At 65.8% G+C, this 18,884-nt stretch carries 14 protein-coding genes; 5 read left to right on the forward strand and 9 right to left on the reverse strand.

Annotated features, from left to right (window positions below):
* Nucleotides 1-359 precede the first annotated feature (359 nt).
* Nucleotides 360-1,238 carry a glycine--tRNA ligase subunit alpha gene (gene glyQ / locus FRC96_RS21180; RefSeq protein WP_146977548.1) on the forward strand — a complete coding sequence of 293 codons (879 nt, stop codon included), beginning with the start codon at nucleotides 360-362 and terminating at the stop codon, nucleotides 1,236-1,238.
* A gap of 94 nt (nucleotides 1,239-1,332) precedes the next feature.
* Entirely contained in the window at nucleotides 1,333-3,423 is a 2,091-nt protein-coding gene (gene glyS / locus FRC96_RS21185) for a glycine--tRNA ligase subunit beta (RefSeq protein WP_146977549.1), read from the forward strand.
* 569 nt (nucleotides 3,424-3,992) lie between these two features.
* Here glyS and FRC96_RS21190 read toward each other — a convergent pair.
* The 3 genes from FRC96_RS21190 to FRC96_RS21200 all read right to left on the reverse strand — a co-directional run bounded on the left by FRC96_RS21190 (nucleotide 3,993) and on the right by FRC96_RS21200 (nucleotide 5,150).
* A complete protein-coding gene (locus FRC96_RS21190; protein WP_230470550.1) occupies nucleotides 3,993-4,592 on the reverse strand; it encodes a pseudouridine synthase in 600 nt (199 codons plus the stop codon).
* A gap of 65 nt (nucleotides 4,593-4,657) precedes the next feature.
* Complete coding sequence (locus FRC96_RS21195; protein WP_146977551.1) at nucleotides 4,658-4,861, reverse strand: hypothetical protein; 204 nt, start codon at nucleotides 4,859-4,861, stop codon at nucleotides 4,658-4,660.
* 82 nt (nucleotides 4,862-4,943) lie between these two features.
* Nucleotides 4,944-5,150, reverse strand: coding sequence for a hypothetical protein (locus FRC96_RS21200; RefSeq protein WP_146977552.1), 207 nt, complete (start codon nucleotides 5,148-5,150; stop codon nucleotides 4,944-4,946).
* Nucleotides 5,151-5,239: 89 nt separating this feature from the next.
* On the opposite strand from FRC96_RS21200, the gene FRC96_RS21205 reads away from it, so the two are divergent.
* Nucleotides 5,240-6,298 carry a hypothetical protein gene (locus tag FRC96_RS21205; RefSeq protein WP_146977553.1) on the forward strand — a complete coding sequence of 353 codons (1,059 nt, stop codon included), beginning with the start codon at nucleotides 5,240-5,242 and terminating at the stop codon, nucleotides 6,296-6,298.
* Between the two features lie 102 nt (nucleotides 6,299-6,400).
* Here the strand turns inward: FRC96_RS21205 and FRC96_RS21210 are convergent, their stop codons facing one another.
* The 4 genes from FRC96_RS21210 to FRC96_RS21225 form a co-directional block, all read right to left on the reverse strand.
* Nucleotides 6,401-7,846, reverse strand: coding sequence for a hypothetical protein (locus FRC96_RS21210; RefSeq protein WP_146977554.1), 1,446 nt, complete (start codon nucleotides 7,844-7,846; stop codon nucleotides 6,401-6,403).
* A gap of 305 nt (nucleotides 7,847-8,151) precedes the next feature.
* Entirely contained in the window at nucleotides 8,152-8,745 is a 594-nt protein-coding gene (locus FRC96_RS21215) for an HD domain-containing protein (protein WP_146977555.1), read from the reverse strand.
* Nucleotides 8,746-8,856: 111 nt separating this feature from the next.
* The gene (locus FRC96_RS21220; protein WP_230470551.1) at nucleotides 8,857-10,098 is read right to left on the reverse strand and encodes an OmpP1/FadL family transporter; all 1,242 of its coding nucleotides are present in this window, start codon (nucleotides 10,096-10,098) and stop codon (nucleotides 8,857-8,859) included.
* 47 nt (nucleotides 10,099-10,145) lie between these two features.
* Complete coding sequence (locus tag FRC96_RS21225; protein ID WP_146977557.1) at nucleotides 10,146-12,683, reverse strand: hypothetical protein; 2,538 nt, start codon at nucleotides 12,681-12,683, stop codon at nucleotides 10,146-10,148.
* Nucleotides 12,684-13,204: 521 nt separating this feature from the next.
* Between FRC96_RS21225 and FRC96_RS21230 the strand changes: the two genes are divergently transcribed.
* Nucleotides 13,205-14,164, forward strand: a complete 960-nt coding sequence (locus FRC96_RS21230; RefSeq protein ID WP_146977558.1) for a 2-oxo acid dehydrogenase subunit E2 — start codon at nucleotides 13,205-13,207, stop codon at nucleotides 14,162-14,164.
* A 128-nt stretch (nucleotides 14,165-14,292) separates the two neighbouring features.
* Nucleotides 14,293-16,302, forward strand: coding sequence for an IgGFc-binding protein (locus FRC96_RS21235; RefSeq protein WP_146977559.1), 2,010 nt, complete (start codon nucleotides 14,293-14,295; stop codon nucleotides 16,300-16,302).
* A gap of 150 nt (nucleotides 16,303-16,452) precedes the next feature.
* On the opposite strand, the gene FRC96_RS21240 is transcribed toward FRC96_RS21235, so the two are convergent.
* On the reverse strand, nucleotides 16,453-17,559 hold the full coding sequence (locus tag FRC96_RS21240) for a P1 family peptidase (protein WP_146977560.1): 1,107 nt from the start codon (nucleotides 17,557-17,559) through the stop codon (nucleotides 16,453-16,455).
* Complete coding sequence (locus FRC96_RS21245; RefSeq protein WP_146977561.1) at nucleotides 17,556-18,830, reverse strand: D-alanine--D-alanine ligase family protein; 1,275 nt, start codon at nucleotides 18,828-18,830, stop codon at nucleotides 17,556-17,558. The genes FRC96_RS21240 and FRC96_RS21245 overlap by 4 nt, the downstream gene beginning before the upstream one ends.
* Nucleotides 18,831-18,884 lie beyond the last annotated feature (54 nt).

The following is an 18,884-nucleotide window of genomic DNA, read 5'->3' on the forward strand; positions in this document are numbered from 1 at the left end:
GGCGTGTCGCTCGTCGTTCAAAAGTCGTCGTTAGAAAAGGCTCTTCTGCGGGGCTCGTTTTTCCTCCCGATCGCAGCGCGCAACCTCGACGAAAACGCGCGCCCGGGCGGCCCGGCCGCAGAAAGGCCGCCACCCTACAGAAGGCCCTCTCACACGGCAACCGGCGCGGGCAGACGGCCCCGGCGACCTCTCTAACCCCGATGCTGTGGCCCCCTTGTAGCAGGGCTTCTTTGGCTCTATAAACGGCGCCCGACGCGCGCCTCGCCATCGTATCCGGGTCGTTTTCGCCGCGCGCGCACCCTTTTTGATGTCCTCGCCAGTCTGAGAAATTGAACCTCCCAACTTTGTCACGAGCGACCATGAGCGCAGCGACTTTTCAGGATCTCATCCTCACCCTTCAAAACTTCTGGGCCGAGCAGGGCTGCATCGTCGCCCAGCCCTGGGACGTGGAGAAGGGCGCCGGTACCTACAACGCCCACACCTTCCTGCGCGCCTTAGGCCCCGAGCCCTGGAAGGTGGCCTATGTGGAGCCCTGCCGCCGCCCCACCGACGGTCGCTACGGCGAAAACCCCAACCGCCTGGGCAGCTACTTTCAGTTTCAGGTCTTGCTCAAACCGGGCCCCGACAACGTGCTCGATCTCTATTTCGACAGCCTGCGCGCCATCGGCGTCGACCCGCTCGATCACGACCTGCGCCTTGTCGAAGACGACTGGGAGCAGCCCACCCTCGGCGCCTGGGGCTTAGGCTGGGAGGTCTGGATCGACGGCATGGAAGCCACCCAGTTCACCTACTTTCAGCAGGTCGGCGGCATTGAGCTCAGCCCCATCCCCGCGGAGATCACCTACGGCCTGGAGCGCATCGCCATGTTTTTGCAGGGCGTCGACAGCGTCTACGATCTGAAGTGGACCGAGGACGTCAGCTACGGCCAGATCCGCCACCAGGAAGAGGTCGAGTTCAGCCACTTCAATTTTGAAGAGGCCGACACCGAGCTGCATTTCCGCTGGTTCGATGAGTTCGAGGCCCAGGCCAAATCGCTCATCGAGAAGGCGCTCGTGCAGCCGGCCTACGACTACATCATGAAGGCCAGCCACACCTTCAATGTGCTCGATGCCCGCGGCGCCATCAGCGTCACCGAGCGCCAGAAGTACATCGGCCGCATCCGCAACCTGGCCCGCGGCATCGCCCGCGCCCACCTCGACAAGCGCGAGGCCCTCGGCTTCCCGCTCTTAAAGGGCTGACTTCTGCGCCCCGTGTCGACCGCCTCGCTTTAAAGAGCCCAGTGGCGGCCTCGCCAGACTTATTGAAAAACGCTTCAGACCCCGGTGTGACGCTATGGAATGTATCTTTGAAATCGGCTGCGAAGAGCTGCCCGCCCGCTTTGTCCCGGCCGCCCTCGACCAGCTGCGCGACTTTTTCGTTGAGGCCGCCGCCGACGCCCGCCTCTCCCACGGGGCCATCCGCACCATGGGCACCCCGCGCCGCCTTACGCTCCTGATCGACGAGCTGGCCGACGCTCAAGAAGACTTAAGCGAGGAGCGCACCGGCCCCCCTCTTAAAGCCGCCTACCGCGACGGCCAGCCCACCAAAGCCGCCGAAGGCTTTGCCCGCGGCCAGGGCGTCGCGCTCGAAGACCTCTACACCGTCGAGACCGACAAGGGCGAATACATCGCCGCAAAGGTCTTTGAGAAAGGCAAACCCGCCAGCGAGATTTTGCCGAGCCTTCTCGAAGGAATTCTGGCGAAGTTAAACTTCCCCAAATCCATGCGCTGGGCCGATCTTTCGATGAGCTTCGCGCGCCCGGTGCGCTGGATCGTGGCCGTCGCCGGCGGCGAGCTCGTGAAGATGAGCTTTGCCGGCGTGGAGAGCCAGACGGCGACCTACGGTCATCGTTTTGTGGCCCCCGGCCCCATCGAAGTCAGCTCGATTTCGGGCTACCTCGACGACCTGCGCGCAGCAGACGTCGAGCCCGACCCGGCCGCCCGCAAAGCCACCATTGAGGTCGCGCTCAAAGAGCACGCCGAGGCGATCGGCGCCCGCGTCATCGACGACCCCGAGCTCGTCGAGGAGGTCACCTACCTCGTCGAAAAACCCTTCGCCGTCACCCTGCCCTTCAGCGAAGCCTACCTGGAGCTCCCGCCCGAGGTGCTCATCAGCTCGATGCGCTCCCACCAGCGCTACTTCGCGCTGGAAAACCCCGACGGCTCGGGCCTGATGGCCGCCTGCGTCATCATCTACAACACCCCCGTGCGCGACCCCGAGCTCGTCGCCAGGGGCAACCTGCGCGTCCTCAAGGCTCGCCTCGACGACGCCCGCTTCTTCTGGGATCGCGACCTCAAGACACCCCTGGCCGAACGCGTCGCCGAGCTTGAGCGCGTGGTCTGGCTTGCCAAAATCGGCACCATGAAAGAGCGCACCGAACGCATCGGCGAGCTCGCTGGACGTGTCGGCAAAACCCTGGGACTGGAGGGCCAGGCCCTTCAAGACGCCGAGCGCGCAGGTCTGCTCTCCAAGGCCGATCTCGTCACCCAGCTCGTCTTTGAGTTCACCGACCTCCAGGGCGTGATGGGCCGCGCCTACGCCCTTAAATCCGGCGAAAACGAGGCCGTCGCGCAGGCCATCTACGACCAGTACCTGCCCAAGGGCGCCGACGAAGAACTCCCCGGCTCCGAGGTGGGCGCATCCGTCGCCATCGCCGAAAAACTCGACGCCATCGTCGGCTGCTTCGGCATCAACCTTGTGCCCTCCTCCAACGCCGACCCCTACGGCCTGCGCCGCGCCGCGCTGGGCGTCATCCGCATCCTCGACGCCGCCGGATACAACGTCACCCTCGACCGGCTCATCGACCAGGCCATCGCCACCTACCAGACCAAAAACCCCGGCGTGCTCACCCGCGACAACGATGAGCTGGCCGCCGAGGTCAAAGACTTCCTCGTGACGCGTCTGCGCTACCTCCTGCTCGACGCCGCCCCCACCGACGTCGTCGACGCTGTGCTCGCCGCCGGCGTCACCGACATCCCCTCGGTGCGCGGCCGCGTCAAAGCCCTGGCCGGCCTGCGCGACCAGGCCGACTTCGAGCCCCTGGCCATCGGCTTCAAACGCGTCGTCAATATTCTGGCCAAGCAGGCCTCCGAACTCAGCGACGCCCCGCAGGTCAACCCCGAGCTCCTGCAAGAAGACGCCGAAAAAGCCCTCTTCGACGCCTTCACCTCCACCCGCACCGAGGTCGACGCCGCGCTCGCCAGGAGCGACTGGCAAAAAGCCTGCGCCGAGCTCATCGGCCTCAAAGCCCCCGTCGACGCCTTCTTCGACGATGTGATGGTCATGACCGACGACACCGCCCTGCGCCAGAACCGGCTCGCCCTCTTGAGCGGCCTGCGCGACCTCTTCTTCGGCGTCGCCGATATCTCGAAGATTCAGGCCTGAGTTTTAGCCGGGGACGAAGGCTCGCACCTTCTCCCTGAGCCCTGATCAAAAAACCGGCTGGCCGCGATGGCCGGCCGGTTTTTTTATTCAGGACAACGACTCGGGACACCGAGTTGGTGTTTTACTCAGGTAAATCCACAGCTCAGACCCCTGAGTTGCCGTTTTACCCAGGTAAATCCACAGCTAAGCAGGCTGAGTTGGCGTTTTACTCAGGTAAATCCGCAGCTAAGCAGGCTGAGTTGGCGTTTTACTCAGGTAAATCCACAGCTAAGCAGGCTGAGTTGCCGTTCTACTCAGGTAAATCCGCAGCTAAGCAGGCTGAGTTGGCGTTTTACTCAGGTAGATCCGCAGCTCAGACCCCTTACGTCCCCTTCTATCGTTAACAAAGCGGCGACTCAGGCTCAGGGCAATCGCAAAGGGGGTTCCCACCACCTGCCACCGTAGGGGGACCCCTTGTGGGTCCCCGCCCTGGGAGTTCCGGAGGGGCACAAGACCCCTCCCTACGGATTGGGTGGGTTCTCCACAAAAAAACCTGGTGGGACTTTGCGATTGTTCTGGGCTCAAACCACTTAGCTTTCGGGCCAGGGTCGCGGGTCATGGCCAAAGGCCGCCACATAAAGCCCTTTGAGCTCGTCGTCGCTCAGATGCCGACACCAGCGCAGCTTCAGATCGCCAAGCTCCAGCGGGCCCAGACGAACGCGCCGCAGCTTGCGGATCTGCAGGCCGCTGCGATCGCAGAGCTTACGCACCTGGCGGTGGCGCCCCTCGGTGATGGCGATCTCGATCCACGTGCAACTGGAGCGCTCCGCCACCCACCCGGTGCGCGCCGGTGCCGTGAACTTGCCCGGCTCGTACTCCAGGGGCTCCTGCAAGGCCGCTAAAACCGGATCGTCCGGCCCGAGCTTCGCCTTCACTTTGACGTGGTAGACCTTCTCGATCGGTGAAAGATCCGAGGCGTCCCCCGCCATCGAGGTCGGCCCGACGTAGTCCTTGTTGAGCAGGGCCTGGGAGAGCTTGCCGTCGTCGGTGAAGAGCAAAAGCCCCTCGGTGTTGAAGTCGAGGCGCCCCACATGCGGCAGAGGCTCAAAATGCTTCGGCACGTGGTCGTAGACCGTCGGGCGATCCTCAAAATCCACCCGGGCGGTGATGCAGCCGGGGGGTTTGTTCATGATGAATGCGGACATGGAATAGGGGGCTTGAGCTTAGAAGGTGTGAGTAAGTCGAAGCCGGACGCTCAACCGAGCCCCCGCTTCTTCTTCAGGCATTTATGGGACATCGTTCGCCCCTCGTCGATGTCGCGCTCTCCACGCTCCACCAACGACCGGACGTGATGAACATACTGCAAATAGGACAGAACCTCCTGCTTCATTTCACCCCAGGTCAGGTCATCGGGAAGCTCGCGAATAAACGCGATCAGCTCATGTTTTGCGCTCGCCATCAGCGTTCTCCTGCACCATTTCAGGCTTGTGGTGAAGCCTGTCATCACGTGTGACCTCCCTACCCGCCCCCCCTGTTCAACATCAATTGAGATTCACAAATCGCCCCCGCACCCGCTGCGTATTAGGCGCATCGCCCTGGCCCCAGAGCACCACGTAGACCGAGCCCGCCACGTGGTCGATGCTGACGCCGTAGGGCATGCGCGCCTGGTCGCCGGTGTGCAGGTCGAGGCGGCCGGCCTGGGAGGTGAAGTCGCCCGACGCGTTGGCGAGGAAGCGGCGGGCATGCACGTTGAGCGCGGTGCCGTTTGAAGCACATATGCTCCCTCACTACACTCCCACGCTCCTGCGCTCGCCGACCGCTCACTTGAGAGTTGCTCATGCCCAAACATCGCCTATTGATATCGTACGCGTTCGTGATCCTGGCGATCACCGTCGTAAGTGTTGGCGGCAGTCAAGAAGCTGGCGCCATGGAGCCCCCGTATTGCCCCTTTGACATTCTGGGAGGAACGACGCTCGGCGAAGGAGTCATGGCTGACGAGGGAGAACCGCTGACGCTCTATGTTCACGGCTACCCCGATGAGCTATGGCAAGCGGATCCAGAAAACTACCCTGACACCCTGATCGCCACGCATGCGACAGGCGAGCGCACGGTCTCGCTGTCGCGCATAAGCGCGCTGCCTCTCGATAATCAGGAAGGGATCGCAACCTACGGCGCTGACGAAGGCTTGCTCGACACCGGTCGATGGGATCTGAGTTATGAGGACGAACCTGTCGGCCAGTTCAACGCCTACCCTCCTCCAATAGACCGTCTTGTTCTGCCGTTCTCTACGCCGCAGGCCTACGTTCAAGACAGCGAATCCGCCCGCGACTACCTCGATCGCAACCAGCGAGCCCGCGCCACCTTGCAGGTCATACTTCCGGTGCCCGGAGAGTGGAAGGCCTGGCACGCAGATCTCCATGACGGTGCCCTGGTCGCAGTTCGGCTCGGAGTGGATGCCCCACCCTCGACATCTGTCGATTACACCACCAACACGGGATTCACATTAACTTCAAGCGGTGAAATTGAGGTCTTTTCGCCTGAACTGAGTTGTTGGCCGGGCCGAAACGCTAATTGGATCGACGGAGGCACGCTTCATGGCCTTATATGGCCGGTAGGCACCGATCCCGAAGCCGTCTCGGTACGTTTTGAGCTCGATCTGGCCGAGCTTCAGCGCGACTTCGACGCAATCTATGGAGATGATTTCGCTGATACGGGTGGTGGGGGCAATGACGCGGGCAACCGCGAGGATGACGCGAGCGAGAGCATCAATCGGCCCACGGGGCAGTCCAGAGGTTGCGGCAGCACGGGAAACGCCACGCCTGAGCACCTTGCGTTGAGTCTGCTCATGCTTCTGGGCACGATGTGTGTCGTAAAACGACGCTCCACATCTAAGTAGAATGCGCAGAAATACAGAAGGTTGTGCGCCGTGAGCACTTGCTCTCGCTTACCGCTCGACGATCGGGCTGGCGCCTCACCCGCAACGCCCCCCTGTTCAACATCAATTGAGATTCACAAAACGCCCCTGCACCCGCTGCGTATTAGGCGCATCGCCCTGGCCCCACAGCACCACGTAGACCGAGCCCGCCACGTGGTCGATGCTGACACCGTAGGGCATGCGCGCCTGGTCGCCGGTGTGCAGGTCGAGGCGGCCGGTCTGGGAGATGAAGTCGCCCGACGCGTTGGCGAGGAAGCGGCGGGCATGCACGTTGAGCGCGGTGCCGCTGGACTGGCGGGTGATCCAGGCCACCGCGCCGCCGGTGGGGCTTGCGGCCACGTCACCCAGGAGCGCCTCGCGGTTGCTGACGGCGCTGGAGGCGTAGTCGCTGCCCGCGCTCATGCGTGAGCCGTCTTTGACGATGATGTCGTTGCCAAAGCCCACGCCACCGCTGAACGCCAGCCAGTGGCGGCCGTTGTTCTGGGCTTTGGAGAGGCGACCACCGCGGTTCAGGTCGATGGTGGGGTGGGCGACGATGGCCTGCGCGGGCGTGGCTTTGGTTTCGCCCGCCAGGATCTGGCCGTGGTAGACGCGCGGGGTGTCAAAGCCGCCGCCCACAAAGCTCATGGTGATCAGGCGGCTCTCGTTGGCGGCCACGCTCGGCTCGGTCTGGTCGCCGTAGGTGTCGACGGCATAGGGGAAGAACCCGTCGAGCAGGCGATTTCCGTTGGCGTCAAAGCGCTGCAAGACCAGCCGGGCGCCCTCCGAGGTGAGGGCGGAGGCGGCGAGTATGGCTTCGTTGTCGTCGAGGACGGCGACGTCGGGCTGCCAGATGGTGTTGATCGCATCGCCGGAGCTCAGCACGGGCGTCACCTCGAACGACTCCACCTGGCGCGGGGTGCCATCCAGATCAAAAGCGCGAGCGCGAACGGTGCCCTCGAGGTCATCTTCGCTCCAGACCACAAAAAGCGTCGTCTCACTGAGGGCCAACGAAGGTTGAAGGCTACGAACCTCTGGCGAGGTAGAGACCTCAAAGGGCTCGACCAGAAGCTCAGCGTCGCAGCCCATTTTTGCGGCGTACACCCGCTCCGGTGTGCCGGACTCACCGGGGCGCTGCACGTAGGTCACCCACACGCCCTCCCCATCGAAGGCGGCGCGCGCCTGAAGCTGTGCCTGGCCGACCAGCGGCAGGGTCCAGGTGGAGGCGGTGTCCAGAATATCGGCGCAGGTCAGCTCGGGCTCGACGTCGGTGTCAGGCTCGGTGTCGGTGTCGGCATCGGGCTCATCGTCGGCGTCCGGAACATCGCCGGCGTCGTCCAGGCCCGCGTCCTCGCCAGCGTCCGGGAGGTTGCCGGCGTCGGGCGCATCTCCCGTATCGGGGCGCGTGTCGACGCGGATGTCGTCGTCACCGCCCGAGCCGCCAAAGATGCCACCGTCGGCGCAGCCCACCACGCACGTCATCACACAAAGCGCCAGCGCGGCGCGCCCAACCTTCCAGCTCGTCTTCATCGCTACACCCTTCTCGCAAGACCCACACAACCCAGGCCACGCGCGCGCCGCGATCGCAAACGATCGCTCCCCTCCCGGGCCACAGGTCCTGTGGGGAGGTGAGTTCGACGTTGGGAGCTGGCGTTGACGCCGCGTTCGTCGGCGGCATCACCATCAGCTCAAAGCGTCGTGCCGACCCTGGGTCGGCGAAGCGTGCGTGGCATTAACCGGAAGGTTAACTACCAAAGCTGGGAGGTGGGGGGCAAGTCGGGGCCTACACGCGGGCGACGCTGTGGCACGCCAGGCAGGGCGAGGAGGCTTCAACTTCAGTCCATCTCCCCCACCAGGCGCCTGAGCTCCCCGCTCAGATACCCGGGCATCTTCGCCTCAAAGATCTCGGCCAGACATCGGTAGTACCAGATCGACTGCTCTTTGCTGGCCGAAAAACGCTCCCAGAGCGCGTCGCCCACCGCCTGCAAGTCACGCACGATCGACGCGGCGTTATGCACCTTATCGGCCAGGGACACGAGCAGGATTGGCGAGTCGTCGGGGAGCTCGCGAAGGTGGGCGAGGTAGGCTTCTTTGCGGGGCTGCCACGGGGGCTTGGGGTCTTCGTAGGCGTCGGTGCAGCCCTCCACGATAAAGAGCACCTCGGGTCCGAAGCGCTCTAAAATCTGCGCGGCGATGTCGGGGATCTCACCGACGCAGTCTTCGATGGCGTCGTGCAAAAGCGCGCCGATGACCTGGTCTTCGCTGCCGCCGTTGCTGCCGACAAGCGCGGCCACGGCCATCAGGTGGTTGATGTAAGGGGTCTTTTTGCCCTTGCGGGTCTGCGCGCGGTGCCAGCGGCTCGCGCAGCTCAGAGCTTCGTCGAAGCGCTCGGAGTAGCCGCGCTCGGGGGTGTTATCGACCTGTGTCATGGACGTCCTCCCTGGGGTGGTGTTGCGTTATGTTGCGCAACGGTCGCCCCGGGGAGGTTTTGTGTCAAGACACCACCGCATCGACGCATCGCCCGCGTCACGTCGCCCCGGCTACTTCGCCAGCAAACTCAACACCAACACATGCGCAAACCCATCGTAAATGCCCGGGTAGGCGTCGGCGCCGGCGGCGTTCTGGCTCAGGATCACGTAGTTGTAGGCGAGGTTGACCTGGAGGTGGTCGTCGACATCGTAGGCAACGCCGAGGGAGGCGATGTAGCGGTCGGTGTCGGGCTGGGCGGGGCTGATGGCCTCGGCAGGGGCCGGCGATGGGTCGATGGCGAAGCCCGAGCGCATCACCAGCCCGCCCTGTGGGGAGGCGTATTCGACGCCGACGCGCATCCCGAAGGTATCGCGCCAGCCGCGGGCCTCATTGATGTCGTCGACCTGCTCGTCTTCGAAGTCGACCTCAAAATGCTCGTTGGCGCTCCAGCGGTTGTACTCCACATCCAGGCTGACGATGGCGTCGGCCCCGAGCTCCCAGGCGCCGCCGAGCACGATGCGGTCCGGCAGCACGATGGTGGTGGTGAAGGCGGTGTCGCGGGCCTGCTCGGAGAGCTCCGGCGGCACATCGCTAAAGTCGGCGATGCCCGAAAAATTCAGGCGTACGGTGGAGCGCCAGCTCAGGCCGAAACTTAAGCGACGGGTGGGCGCCACCCACACGCCCGCCTGCGCTCCCAGGCCCCAGGCGTTGGCCGAGAGCTGCACACGGGCCTCTTCACCGCTGCGGGCCACGTCGATCTGGCGCTCAAGGCCGATGCTGCCCAGCAGCACGCGCGGCCCCGCCCCAAACGCCAGCCAGCGCGTAGGCCGGATCGCCAGCGAAGGCGCCGCCTCAAAGGCCCGCAGACTCACCGCCTGCGCCTCAAAGCGCCCCTCCCAGTTCTCGGGCCAGCGCAGGCTGCTCCCGTAAGGCACGCCCACGCTCAACCCCAGGCCCACCCGCTCCCCGGGCCGCCAGCTGGCGTGCAGGTGCGGCACAAACGCCAGATCGTTCTCGGCGCGGGTGCGCTCCCCGCTCTCCGGATCCACGTGAAAGAGGGTCGGAAAGATCGCCCCCGTGCCCACCATCGCGCCCCACCCGGGACGCAACGCCAGCCCGGCCGGATTGTAATAGCCGGCCTCCGGCGAGTCCGGCCTCGCTGTCATCGCGCCGGCGACGCCTGCCGAGGCCGCACCCTGGGTGCCCTGCGCATAGCCGCCGGCCAGCGCCGGCGCGCCCCACAGGCACATCACCCCCAACGCCGCCACGCTCAGCGCCTTCGCTGCCGCACATCTCTCAGCTGCTGCCCTCATCCCCGCTCCCATCCTGTTGTCATCACCACGCCACCAGCCAGTCACACTCACCTCTGATTGAAAAATTCGACCATGTCTTCGCGCGCGGTGCGCGAGCCGTAGGCCAGCGGGTTGGGATTGAACAAAAACCCGTGGTCGGTCAGCCCGGGCTCGTACTCCGTGATCGCCACCCCCATGCGCTCCGAGAGCGCCCGGGTGCCCTCATTCGGCACCACCCGGTCGCCCGACGCCATCTGAATCAGCACTCGCCGCGTCGGATGCCCGGGCAAAGGTTGCAGAAGCGTGTGCTGCACGAGGTTCAAGGGGTCGACCGGGTCCAGAATCCAGCGCAGGGCCTGCACAAACTCAACGTAGGCGTCGCTCCCATGCTCGATGCCGCGCGCGTGCAACGCATGCTCAAAGGCCGTCTCAAACGACACCGAGTGCTCAATGATGCGCACCAGATCAGCGGCGGGCACGTTGAGCACAAAATTGACGATCTCCGGCTCCACTGCCGAGAGCGACGACCCCAGGATGCCCCCGAGGCTCATGCCCAGATACACGATCTCATCGCCCACCCAGAGCCCGGTGGTGTCCACGATAGCCTGCTCCATGTCATCGCTCTGCAAGACGCGCACGGCCTGCTGCAGGTCGAGCACCGCCTGGGCAAAGTGGTCGCGGGTGCCAAAAAGACGCTCCATATCGATGAACACCGTGCCGCTCGTGCTCGGATACGACAACAACTCATCGAACTGGTTGCCCAGGCTCAAAAGCCAGGGCACCTCCACCCGGTTGATGCGCCCGCGGCTGCCATCGGCATAAAGACACCGGCCGAGCGCGTCGCAGGTGGCGTTTCCCTCGCAGTTCTGGTCGGTGAGACACACCGCACGCTCCCCGTGGTAGGGCAGATCCAGCGCGAAGGCCGCGTAGCCGGCGGCGGCCAGAGGCTCGGCGATCAAGTACAGCAGCTCGCGGCTGGTCATCAGCCCGTGCCCAAAGAGCACCACCGGCAGGGGCTCGGCCACCGAGACGTCTTTCGGCAAGGTCATCACAAAATCCACCGCCCGCTCCTCGTAGCGCCCGTCCGGGAAAAAGGCGCGCGTGGCCGGGTCGAGGTGGTCGGCCACAAACATCTGACCGCGCACCACCGCGTCGACGCTGTTGAGCAAAAGACGCGTGCCCCCGGAGGGCTCGGTGACCTCGAGGCTGATGACGGAAGTGCGCACCTCGTCGTCGTAGAGCTTTTGCCGTCTGGCGAGCAGCGTGCTGGCCGACGAGGCCGTTTTAAAGGGGACCGCCGCCGCCAGCGTGCTGCGATCGAGGCCCTCCTCGGCCTCCAGCTGGCGAAGCAGCCCGTCGACCTCGGCGCGCACAGGCTCCAGGCGCTGCGCCTCCGAGTCGGTGAGCCCCCCGAGCTCCGAGCGACCGCCCGCCACCAGCGGCGCCTCCAGCATCAGCATCGCGCCCAGGGGCTGCGGCCTGTGCGCCCGACCGTCGGCCGCCGGCACGTCACCCGCCACCACGTAGGCGTAGGTCGTCTGAGGCTCCAGCGTCAGACGCGGGCGCACCCAGAGGGTGGAGGCGTCGTCAAAACGCCCCCGCTCCAGATCGACGACCTCCTCCCAGCGCCCGCTTTCCCTTAAGCGAAAAACCCGCAGCTCGGCCCCCTGCCCCACCCCCTCCCCAAAGCTCGCGGTGCTCTCAACCCGCATCGCCCCGGAGATCGAAAACCCGTCGTAGCCGTTGAGCCCGCGCAAGATCTCGGCCCGCTCGCCAGGATCATCGGCGTCCACCGGCAGCGCCACACGCCCCGTCTCGTCGGTGAGCAGGGCGTTGGGCAGCGGCGCCCGACCCGACGCGCTGTCAAACGCGATGGCCGGCAGGCTCGTGGTGGTAAACTGCGTCATCGCCGCGATCTCCTCACGCGGGATGCCGCGCGACGCCAGCACCTCCATCGCCGGGATGTAGTCCTCCTGCAGCGCCGTAAGCTCGGCGGCCAGCGCCTCGCGCTCGGCGCGCGTCGCCCCGGGGAGCGCGTCGGGGTGTTCGGTGAGCCGCTCCTCGCTGCGCAACAAAAAGAAGGCCGCGTCGGCCACAAGCAGCTCACCGCCTGCGCCGCGCGCCCCCCCCGCGTACCCCCGAAGCCCAAGGGTGTAGCGCCGCCCCGGCTGCAGAGCTTCGCCCTCGGCCAGCTCCACGATCACCGCCTCAAGCTCCGCGTCATAACGCGGGCGCACTTGCACCGTACGCATCCCGGGCTCTTCGACCATCACCACCGCCCCCAGAAGCGAGCTCTCCTGCACCGGCCCCGAGAGCGGAAAGCGCATCGCGCTGCTCAGCGGATAGGCGTCGAGCGTGTTGAGGTAGGTGCGAAACTCCCGCTCCGCGTCCGAGAGCGCGTCGCCCACCGGCAGATTGAGCCGCCCGAGATCGTCGTCGCGCAAAAGATCGGTGGGCGTCGGGAGCTCTCCGGAGGTCGGGTTCCACAACGCCCGCACCACCCGCGGCGGCGCCTCCACCCCGGGCGTCTCCGACCCGCATCCCCAGCCGGCTCCCAGCACCAGCAGCGCTGCCAGGATCAGCGCACCCATTCCATTGCGTCGCATCATCGCCTCGTCGCGCCTGCAACCGCGCGCGAAATTCTCGATTTTTCCAATACGATCGAGTCCCGTCAGACTACCTGCCGGGCATGGCGCGCTTCAACCTCCCCGGCCCCCGGCCGGCGCCAACGTGAATCGACAAAAGCCCTGCGAAGCCCTTAAGACCCCCTTCGTCACCTCGACGCACCCCCTCCGAAGCCCTTAAGACCCACTTCGTCAACGCGACGCATACCCCCTTATGGGTAAACCTGGCCGCTCGTCACCTCGACGAAGCCCTTCCAAAGCCCTTAAGACCTCCTTCGTCACTTCCCAGAATACCCCCTTATGGGTAGTCGCGGAGCTTCGTCGCATCGACGAACACCGCCTGAAGGCCATCAGCCCCCCGTCGTCACCGCTCGCCAGGCATCGCTTCGCCAGCATGCCGGTTCCCTTGATGCTGGCGAGCGCGACCGCTACATTCGCCGCGCTGCTGAGTCGTCTTCTACCAACGCCGCCGACCCGCTCGGCGCTGCACACGGGAGCCCCCGATGGCCAAACTCTGGAAAAAACCCACCCGCACCTCGTCGTGGCGAAAGCTCTCGGTGGGCATGTGGAACCGCCCCTCCGACCCCACCGTCTACGGCCATGAGACCCACCCGGCCGACAAGATCCTCACCTACCTCGACGAGGTCAGCGAGTATTCTGGCCAGAAAGTCACGATGACGGCGTATCTGGTCAAGTCGATGGCGATCATGTTCTCGCTCTACCCCGAGCTCAACGTGATCGTGGTCGGCAACCGGGTGCTGCAGCGCGAGAACATCGACATCTTCTGTCAGGTGGCCGTGGCCGGCGGCGACGGCAAAGACGCCGATTTGAGCGGGGTGAAGATCCGCAACGCCGACCGCCTCTCGATTGTCGAGATCGCCGACTACCTGCACAGCCGCGCCACGCGCGTGCGCAAGGGGCAGGACGAGGAGATCGAGCAGACCAAGTCGATGATCGACAAGATTCCGCCGCTGCTTCTGCCGGCGGTGATGCGTCTGGTCGACGTGCTGACCTTTGCGGTGCCCGTGGATCTGGGCAAGCTGGGCATCCGCGACGATCCCTTCGGAAGCGGCATGGTCACCAACTGCGCGCCCTTTAACATCCGTCTGGGGCTTGCGCCGCTGGTGCCGGCCGCGCGCACCCCGCTGGTGCTTTTGCCCGGGGCGGTTCATAAGGCCCCGGCGGTGGTCGACGGAGAGGTGAAGGTGGCCGACGTGATGAGCGCGTCGTTTACCCTCGATCACCGCTGCTACGACGGCTACCACATCGGCAAACTTGTCACGACGATGCGCGAGTGCCTGATGGACCCGGCCTACCACCACCCGCCGGCCGAGACCTTCAAACAGGGCGGCGCGGTGGCGGGAAAGCCCGAGAGCCCGGCCACCGCGAAAAAGGCTGAAAAAGCGCCGGCCGACGCACCCAAGCGGCGCACGCCCGAATCTTCGGCGAAGACCCCGGCCTGATCTTACGCCCGGCGTCCCTTCCCAGGGCGGCGCTCACCAGGCCGGTGAGCGCCGCCCCGGCATAAAGCACGCGGCCCGCGCTGTTTGGTGGCAGGCCGCGTGTTTTGTTTCCATCACCAGGGTTTAACGTGCGCTCACCCCTCTCAACGCTTCTCCCGCTGCTGCTGGCCGCGCTTTTTGCGGCGAGTTGCTCCTCGCCAGTCGACACCACGGAAGGGCCCGACGCCTCAGGCCCGGGCGACGCCGACACGGCAGACGACGCCGGCGACACGGCTACCGTCTGTGTGCCCGGGGAGGCGCGCTGCGACGATGCGCTGACGCTCGAGGTCTGCCGCGCCGACGCCACCGGCTGGGAGACCACCGTGTGCGAGGGGGATCTTCGCTGCGACGCGGCCTCGGCCCGCTGCACCGACCAGCTCTGCGAGCCCGGCTCGTTTGACGCCTGCACCGAGGAGGGGCTGCAGCGCTTCTGCAACGCCACCGGCACCGCGTGGCGCGAGGCCGAATGCCCCGGCGGCGCCACCTGCGAGGAGGGCCGCTGCGGCCAGCCGGAGTGCCAGGCGGGCATCAACCGCTGCCTGGGTCGCGACCAGCTCGAGGTCTGCAACGAGGCCGGCGCTTACGTGCCGGGCCAGCGCTGCCCCACTGGCACGGAGTGTTTTGACGGCGCCTGCGAGGAGCTCTGCGAGATCTCCACCAAGGTCTCCAGCTACATCGGCTGCGAGTACTGGTCGGCCGACCTCGACAACTTCGAAGAGGCGTTAAGCCAGCCCCACGCCATCGTGATCACCAACCCCAACGAGGAGCTCGACGCCCGGGTGCGCCTCTTTGAGGGCGCCACCAGCCGCGAGCTCCTCAACGACAGCCAGGGCCAGCCCTTTGATGCGACCATCCCCCCGGGGGAGGCGCGCATCTTCTCGATCCCGGTAGGCTACGACCACAGCGGCACCCGCGTCTTCGACGATCACGCCATCCGCGTCACGAGCTCCATCCCGGTGGTCGCCCACCAGTTCAACCCGCTCAACAACGTCGACGTCTACTCCAACGACGGCACCCTGCTGCTCCCCACCAACTCGGTGGGGCGCGAGTACTTTGGCATGAGCTGGTACTTCCGCGGGGGCGCCACGCGCATCCGCGGCTACCTGACGATCGTCAACTCCACCAACCAGCCCAACGAGGTGCGGGTGACCCCCTCGGCGGAGGTGATCAGCGGGCCGGGGGTGCCGGCGATCCTCGCCGGCGAAGAACGCGTCTTTACGCTCGCTCCGGGTCAGTCGCTGAACCTGTCGACCTCAGGCGTGGAGCTCAGCGCCGCGCAGCAGGAAGGCTGCCTGGCCTCCCCCGACGGGCCGCCCGAGCAGACCTCCCCCTGCCCCGACCTGACCGGCACGCATATCATCGCCGAGCAACCCATCACCGTCTTTGGTGGCCACCAATGCGGCAACGTCGTGCTGGGCGTCAACCGCTGCGACCACATCGAGTCGGTGCTGCTTCCGGTGGAGGCCTGGGGCACGCGTTATGTGGGCTCCAAGTTCAGCCCGCGCGCGGTGGGCTCGCAGCCCGAGCCCGACGTCTGGCGGGTGATCGCCTCGGAGGACGGCACCCAGATCCAGACCGACCCGCCGATTGACGGCGTGCACGGCCGCACGCTTCAGGCCGGCGAATGGCGCCAGTTTGAGGCCCGCGAGCATTTTGAGCTCGGCGCCAGCAAGCCCGTGGCCCTGATGCAATACATGGTCGGCTCCAACTGGCTGGGCATCCCCCGCGAATGCGACGAGGGCATCGACTTCAACAACCCCACCGGCATCGGCGACCCGGCGATGTCGGCGGGCGTGCCCACCGACCAGTTCCGCGACAACTACATCGTGCTCACCCCTCAAAACTATGAGCGCGACTACCTCAACGTGATCGTGCCCACCGGCCAGGAGGTGCGCATCGACGGCGAACCCATCCCCGCCTCGCGCTGGGAGCTCGTGGGGAGCCGCGGCCGCTTCGAGGTCGCCACGCTGGAGGTCGACGCCGGCTTCCACACGCTCAGCGCCGACGAGCCTTTTGGCGTGGTGGGCTACGGCTACGCCTGCCACGTCTCCTACGCCTCCCCCGGCGGCCTGAACCTGGAAGCCGCCAGCGATCGCTAATTTCCAATGATTTTCAATCAGGTTTTTTCAATCAGGGCCTGGCAGCCGTCCTGCTCTCATCACATCGCCTGACGACGCCTTTCTCCCTGATTGAGAGAACTCCCTGATTGAGAGAACTCCCTGATTGAGAGAACTCCCTGACTGAAAAAATCAGCAGCCGCGGGAGGCCATGATCTGGCGGACGTCGTCGAGGGGAAGTGAGGGCACATAGCGGCCCAGAAAGCCCGACATCGACTCGGCGGCGAAGAGGCTGTTGACCACGGCCTCTTCGGTGGCCTCGATGGCGGCCTCGTAGAGGTCGCGGGTGTGCTGATCGTGCACGTAGACCAGCGAGCCGGTCCAGCCTACGGGGTGGCGCGGCACGATGTTGGTGGTTGAGAAGCCCAGGATGATCTCGCCAGACCCGTGTGCGGCCATGCTGCCGACGCGGCCCAGGCCCAGCGCGCAGCGTTTGGCGACGCGCTCCAGCTGCTTGGGCAGGAGCGGCGCGTCGGTGGCGAAGACCACGATGATGCTGCCGTAGTTCACCCGACGCCGATCGTAGCCCTCGTAGTCGCGCTCGAGCACCTGACCGACGGGCACCCCGGCGATACGCAGATCGTTCATCACCCCGAAGTTGGACTGCACGAGCACGCCCAGGGTGTAGCTTCGCTCCGGCGGCCCGAAGCGCCGCGAGGAGGTGCCCACGCCGGCTTTAAAGTCGCAGGTGATCATGCCCGTGCCGCCGCCGACGTTGCCCTCACGCACCCGGCTGCCGCGCGCGCGATCAAGCGCCTCATAGACGTGCTGAGCGCGCAGGTGACCGCCGGCGATGTCGTTGAGCCAGGAGTCGTCGCACTCTCCCACCAGAGGAATCGGCACATCGCCGCGGCGGCCGATCTCGGGGTGGCGGCGCACCATCCACTGCACCACCGCGTCTTGCACCACGCCCACGCTTAAGGTGTTGGTCAGGCAGATCGGCGTCTCGATCAGCCCCCACTCGTTGACCTGCACAAGGCCGGAGACCTCGCCAGCGCCATTGAGCGTAAAACTCCCGCCGATGACACGCTCCTCGTAGGGGTTGTCGTTGGGCAAGATCGCGGTGACGCCGCTGCGCACCTGGCCGTCGTACGACATCAGGGTGCGATGCCCCACCTTGACCCCGGCCACGTCCGTGATGGCGTTGAGCGGCCCGCAGGGTAGCCTCCCGATGCGCACGCCGGCCTCGCGCGCCCGCGGCCTTCGGCCGCGGGGTCTGACGCTAACCTGCTCGCTCAACCCACGACCTCCCCCAGGCCCACACCCGCCGCCAGAGTCGTAAGCGGCACCACCCCGGGCATCGCCTCTTCAGGGAATCCCATCCGCGTGAGCGCCGCGCGCATCAGATGCCCCACCAGCGTCTGGTAGGTCAGACCGGCCGCCGAGGCGATCAGACACACGTCGCTGTAGTCGGGCGTAAGACCCGGCAGCGGGTTGACCTCCAGAAAATGAATCGTGCCGTCGTCGGCCAGACGAAAGTCCACCCGCGCCAGGTCGCGAAGCTCCAGCGCGGCAAACACCTCGCGGGCGCGGCGCGCCAGGCGCTCGGCCAGCTCCCGGTCAATCGGCGCCGGGCAGAGGTAGCGCGCACCGGCCACGATCTCCTGCTTGATCTCGTAGCTGTAGACCGGAAACTCGCCAGCGGCCTCATTAAAGGCCACCTCCAGCACCGGCAGCACACAGGGCTCCGCTCCGTTGCCGATCACCGCCACCGTGAACTCTCGCCCGCTGATATACGCCTCGACCAACGCGGGCTGGTTGTAGCGCTCGCGCAGATGGCGCACCCGCGCGCGCAGCGCCTCTTCATCATGCACCACCGCGCCCTCGCCAATGCCTTTGCTCGAGCCCTCACAGGCCGGCTTGACGATCAGCGGAAAGCTCAGCGCCGGGTTCAGCGGCTCATCAGCCGCCCGAAACACCTGAAACGCCGGCGTATCAAGGCCCGCCGAAGCCACCAGCCGCTTGGCCAGCACCTTGTCGAGCGTCAGCGCGATCGAGACCGAGTCGCTGCCCACAAAGGGAATCCCACGGTACTCCAGCATCGCCGGCACCTGGCTCTCGCGGCTGCGCCCGTGCCAGCCCTCGGCGATGTTGAAGACAAGGTCGGGCGCCACCTCATCAAGGCGAGCTGGGAGGTCGGGGCCGGCCTCAATAGGCACGACCTCATAGCCCCAGCCCTGCAGGGCCTCCACGATCGCCGAGATGGTGCGCGGCGAGTCGAACTCGGCCTCCTGGTCCCCGGCGATGCCGCGTTTGACGTTGTAGGTAAAGGCCACGCGCAGCGCCCGAGAGCTGCGCGGCGTCACCTCGCGCGACGCGCTCAAAACGCGCTGCAGCGTGCTGGCGTCGCCCTCAATCACCACCACCTCGGCGTCCCCCTTCGATTCAATCCCTTGCGGCCCCGAGGAGGCATGCTCCGGCGTTGCACCGTCGCGAATCTCCACCTCAAAGCCCTGCTCCTTAAGCACCTGAGGCACCTGCGGAGCGCGTCGTCCCGTGATCAAAATCATGCGTGTCTCCCCTGCGGCCAGACCGTTGAATGCCCGCGACACAAGACTGCTTCG

Origin of the sequence: Lujinxingia vulgaris (assembly GCF_007997005.1) — a bacterium.
In the GTDB taxonomy this organism is placed as follows: domain Bacteria; phylum Myxococcota_A; class Bradymonadia; order Bradymonadales; family Bradymonadaceae; genus Lujinxingia.

Bases quoted from the DNA above. Each gene is read 5' to 3' on its own strand.
- glyQ (WP_146977548.1), top strand. From the start codon at position 360: ATGAGCGCAGCGACTTTTCAGGATCTCATCCTCACCCTTCAAAACTTC.
- FRC96_RS21195 (WP_146977551.1), bottom strand. From the start codon at position 4,861: ATGGCGAGCGCAAAACATGAGCTGATCGCGTTTATTCGCGAGCTTCCC.
- FRC96_RS21210 (WP_146977554.1), bottom strand. From the start codon at position 7,846: ATGAAGACGAGCTGGAAGGTTGGGCGCGCCGCGCTGGCGCTTTGTGTG.
- FRC96_RS21205 (WP_146977553.1), top strand. From the start codon at position 5,240: ATGCCCAAACATCGCCTATTGATATCGTACGCGTTCGTGATCCTGGCG.
- FRC96_RS21230 (WP_146977558.1), top strand. From the start codon at position 13,205: ATGGCCAAACTCTGGAAAAAACCCACCCGCACCTCGTCGTGGCGAAAG.
- FRC96_RS21215 (WP_146977555.1), bottom strand. From the start codon at position 8,745: ATGACACAGGTCGATAACACCCCCGAGCGCGGCTACTCCGAGCGCTTC.
- glyS (WP_146977549.1), top strand. From the start codon at position 1,333: ATGGAATGTATCTTTGAAATCGGCTGCGAAGAGCTGCCCGCCCGCTTT.
- FRC96_RS21225 (WP_146977557.1), bottom strand. From the start codon at position 12,683: ATGCGACGCAATGGAATGGGTGCGCTGATCCTGGCAGCGCTGCTGGTG.
- FRC96_RS21220 (WP_230470551.1), bottom strand. From the start codon at position 10,098: ATGAGGGCAGCAGCTGAGAGATGTGCGGCAGCGAAGGCGCTGAGCGTG.
- FRC96_RS21245 (WP_146977561.1), bottom strand. From the start codon at position 18,830: ATGATTTTGATCACGGGACGACGCGCTCCGCAGGTGCCTCAGGTGCTT.
- FRC96_RS21190 (WP_230470550.1), bottom strand. From the start codon at position 4,592: ATGAACAAACCCCCCGGCTGCATCACCGCCCGGGTGGATTTTGAGGAT.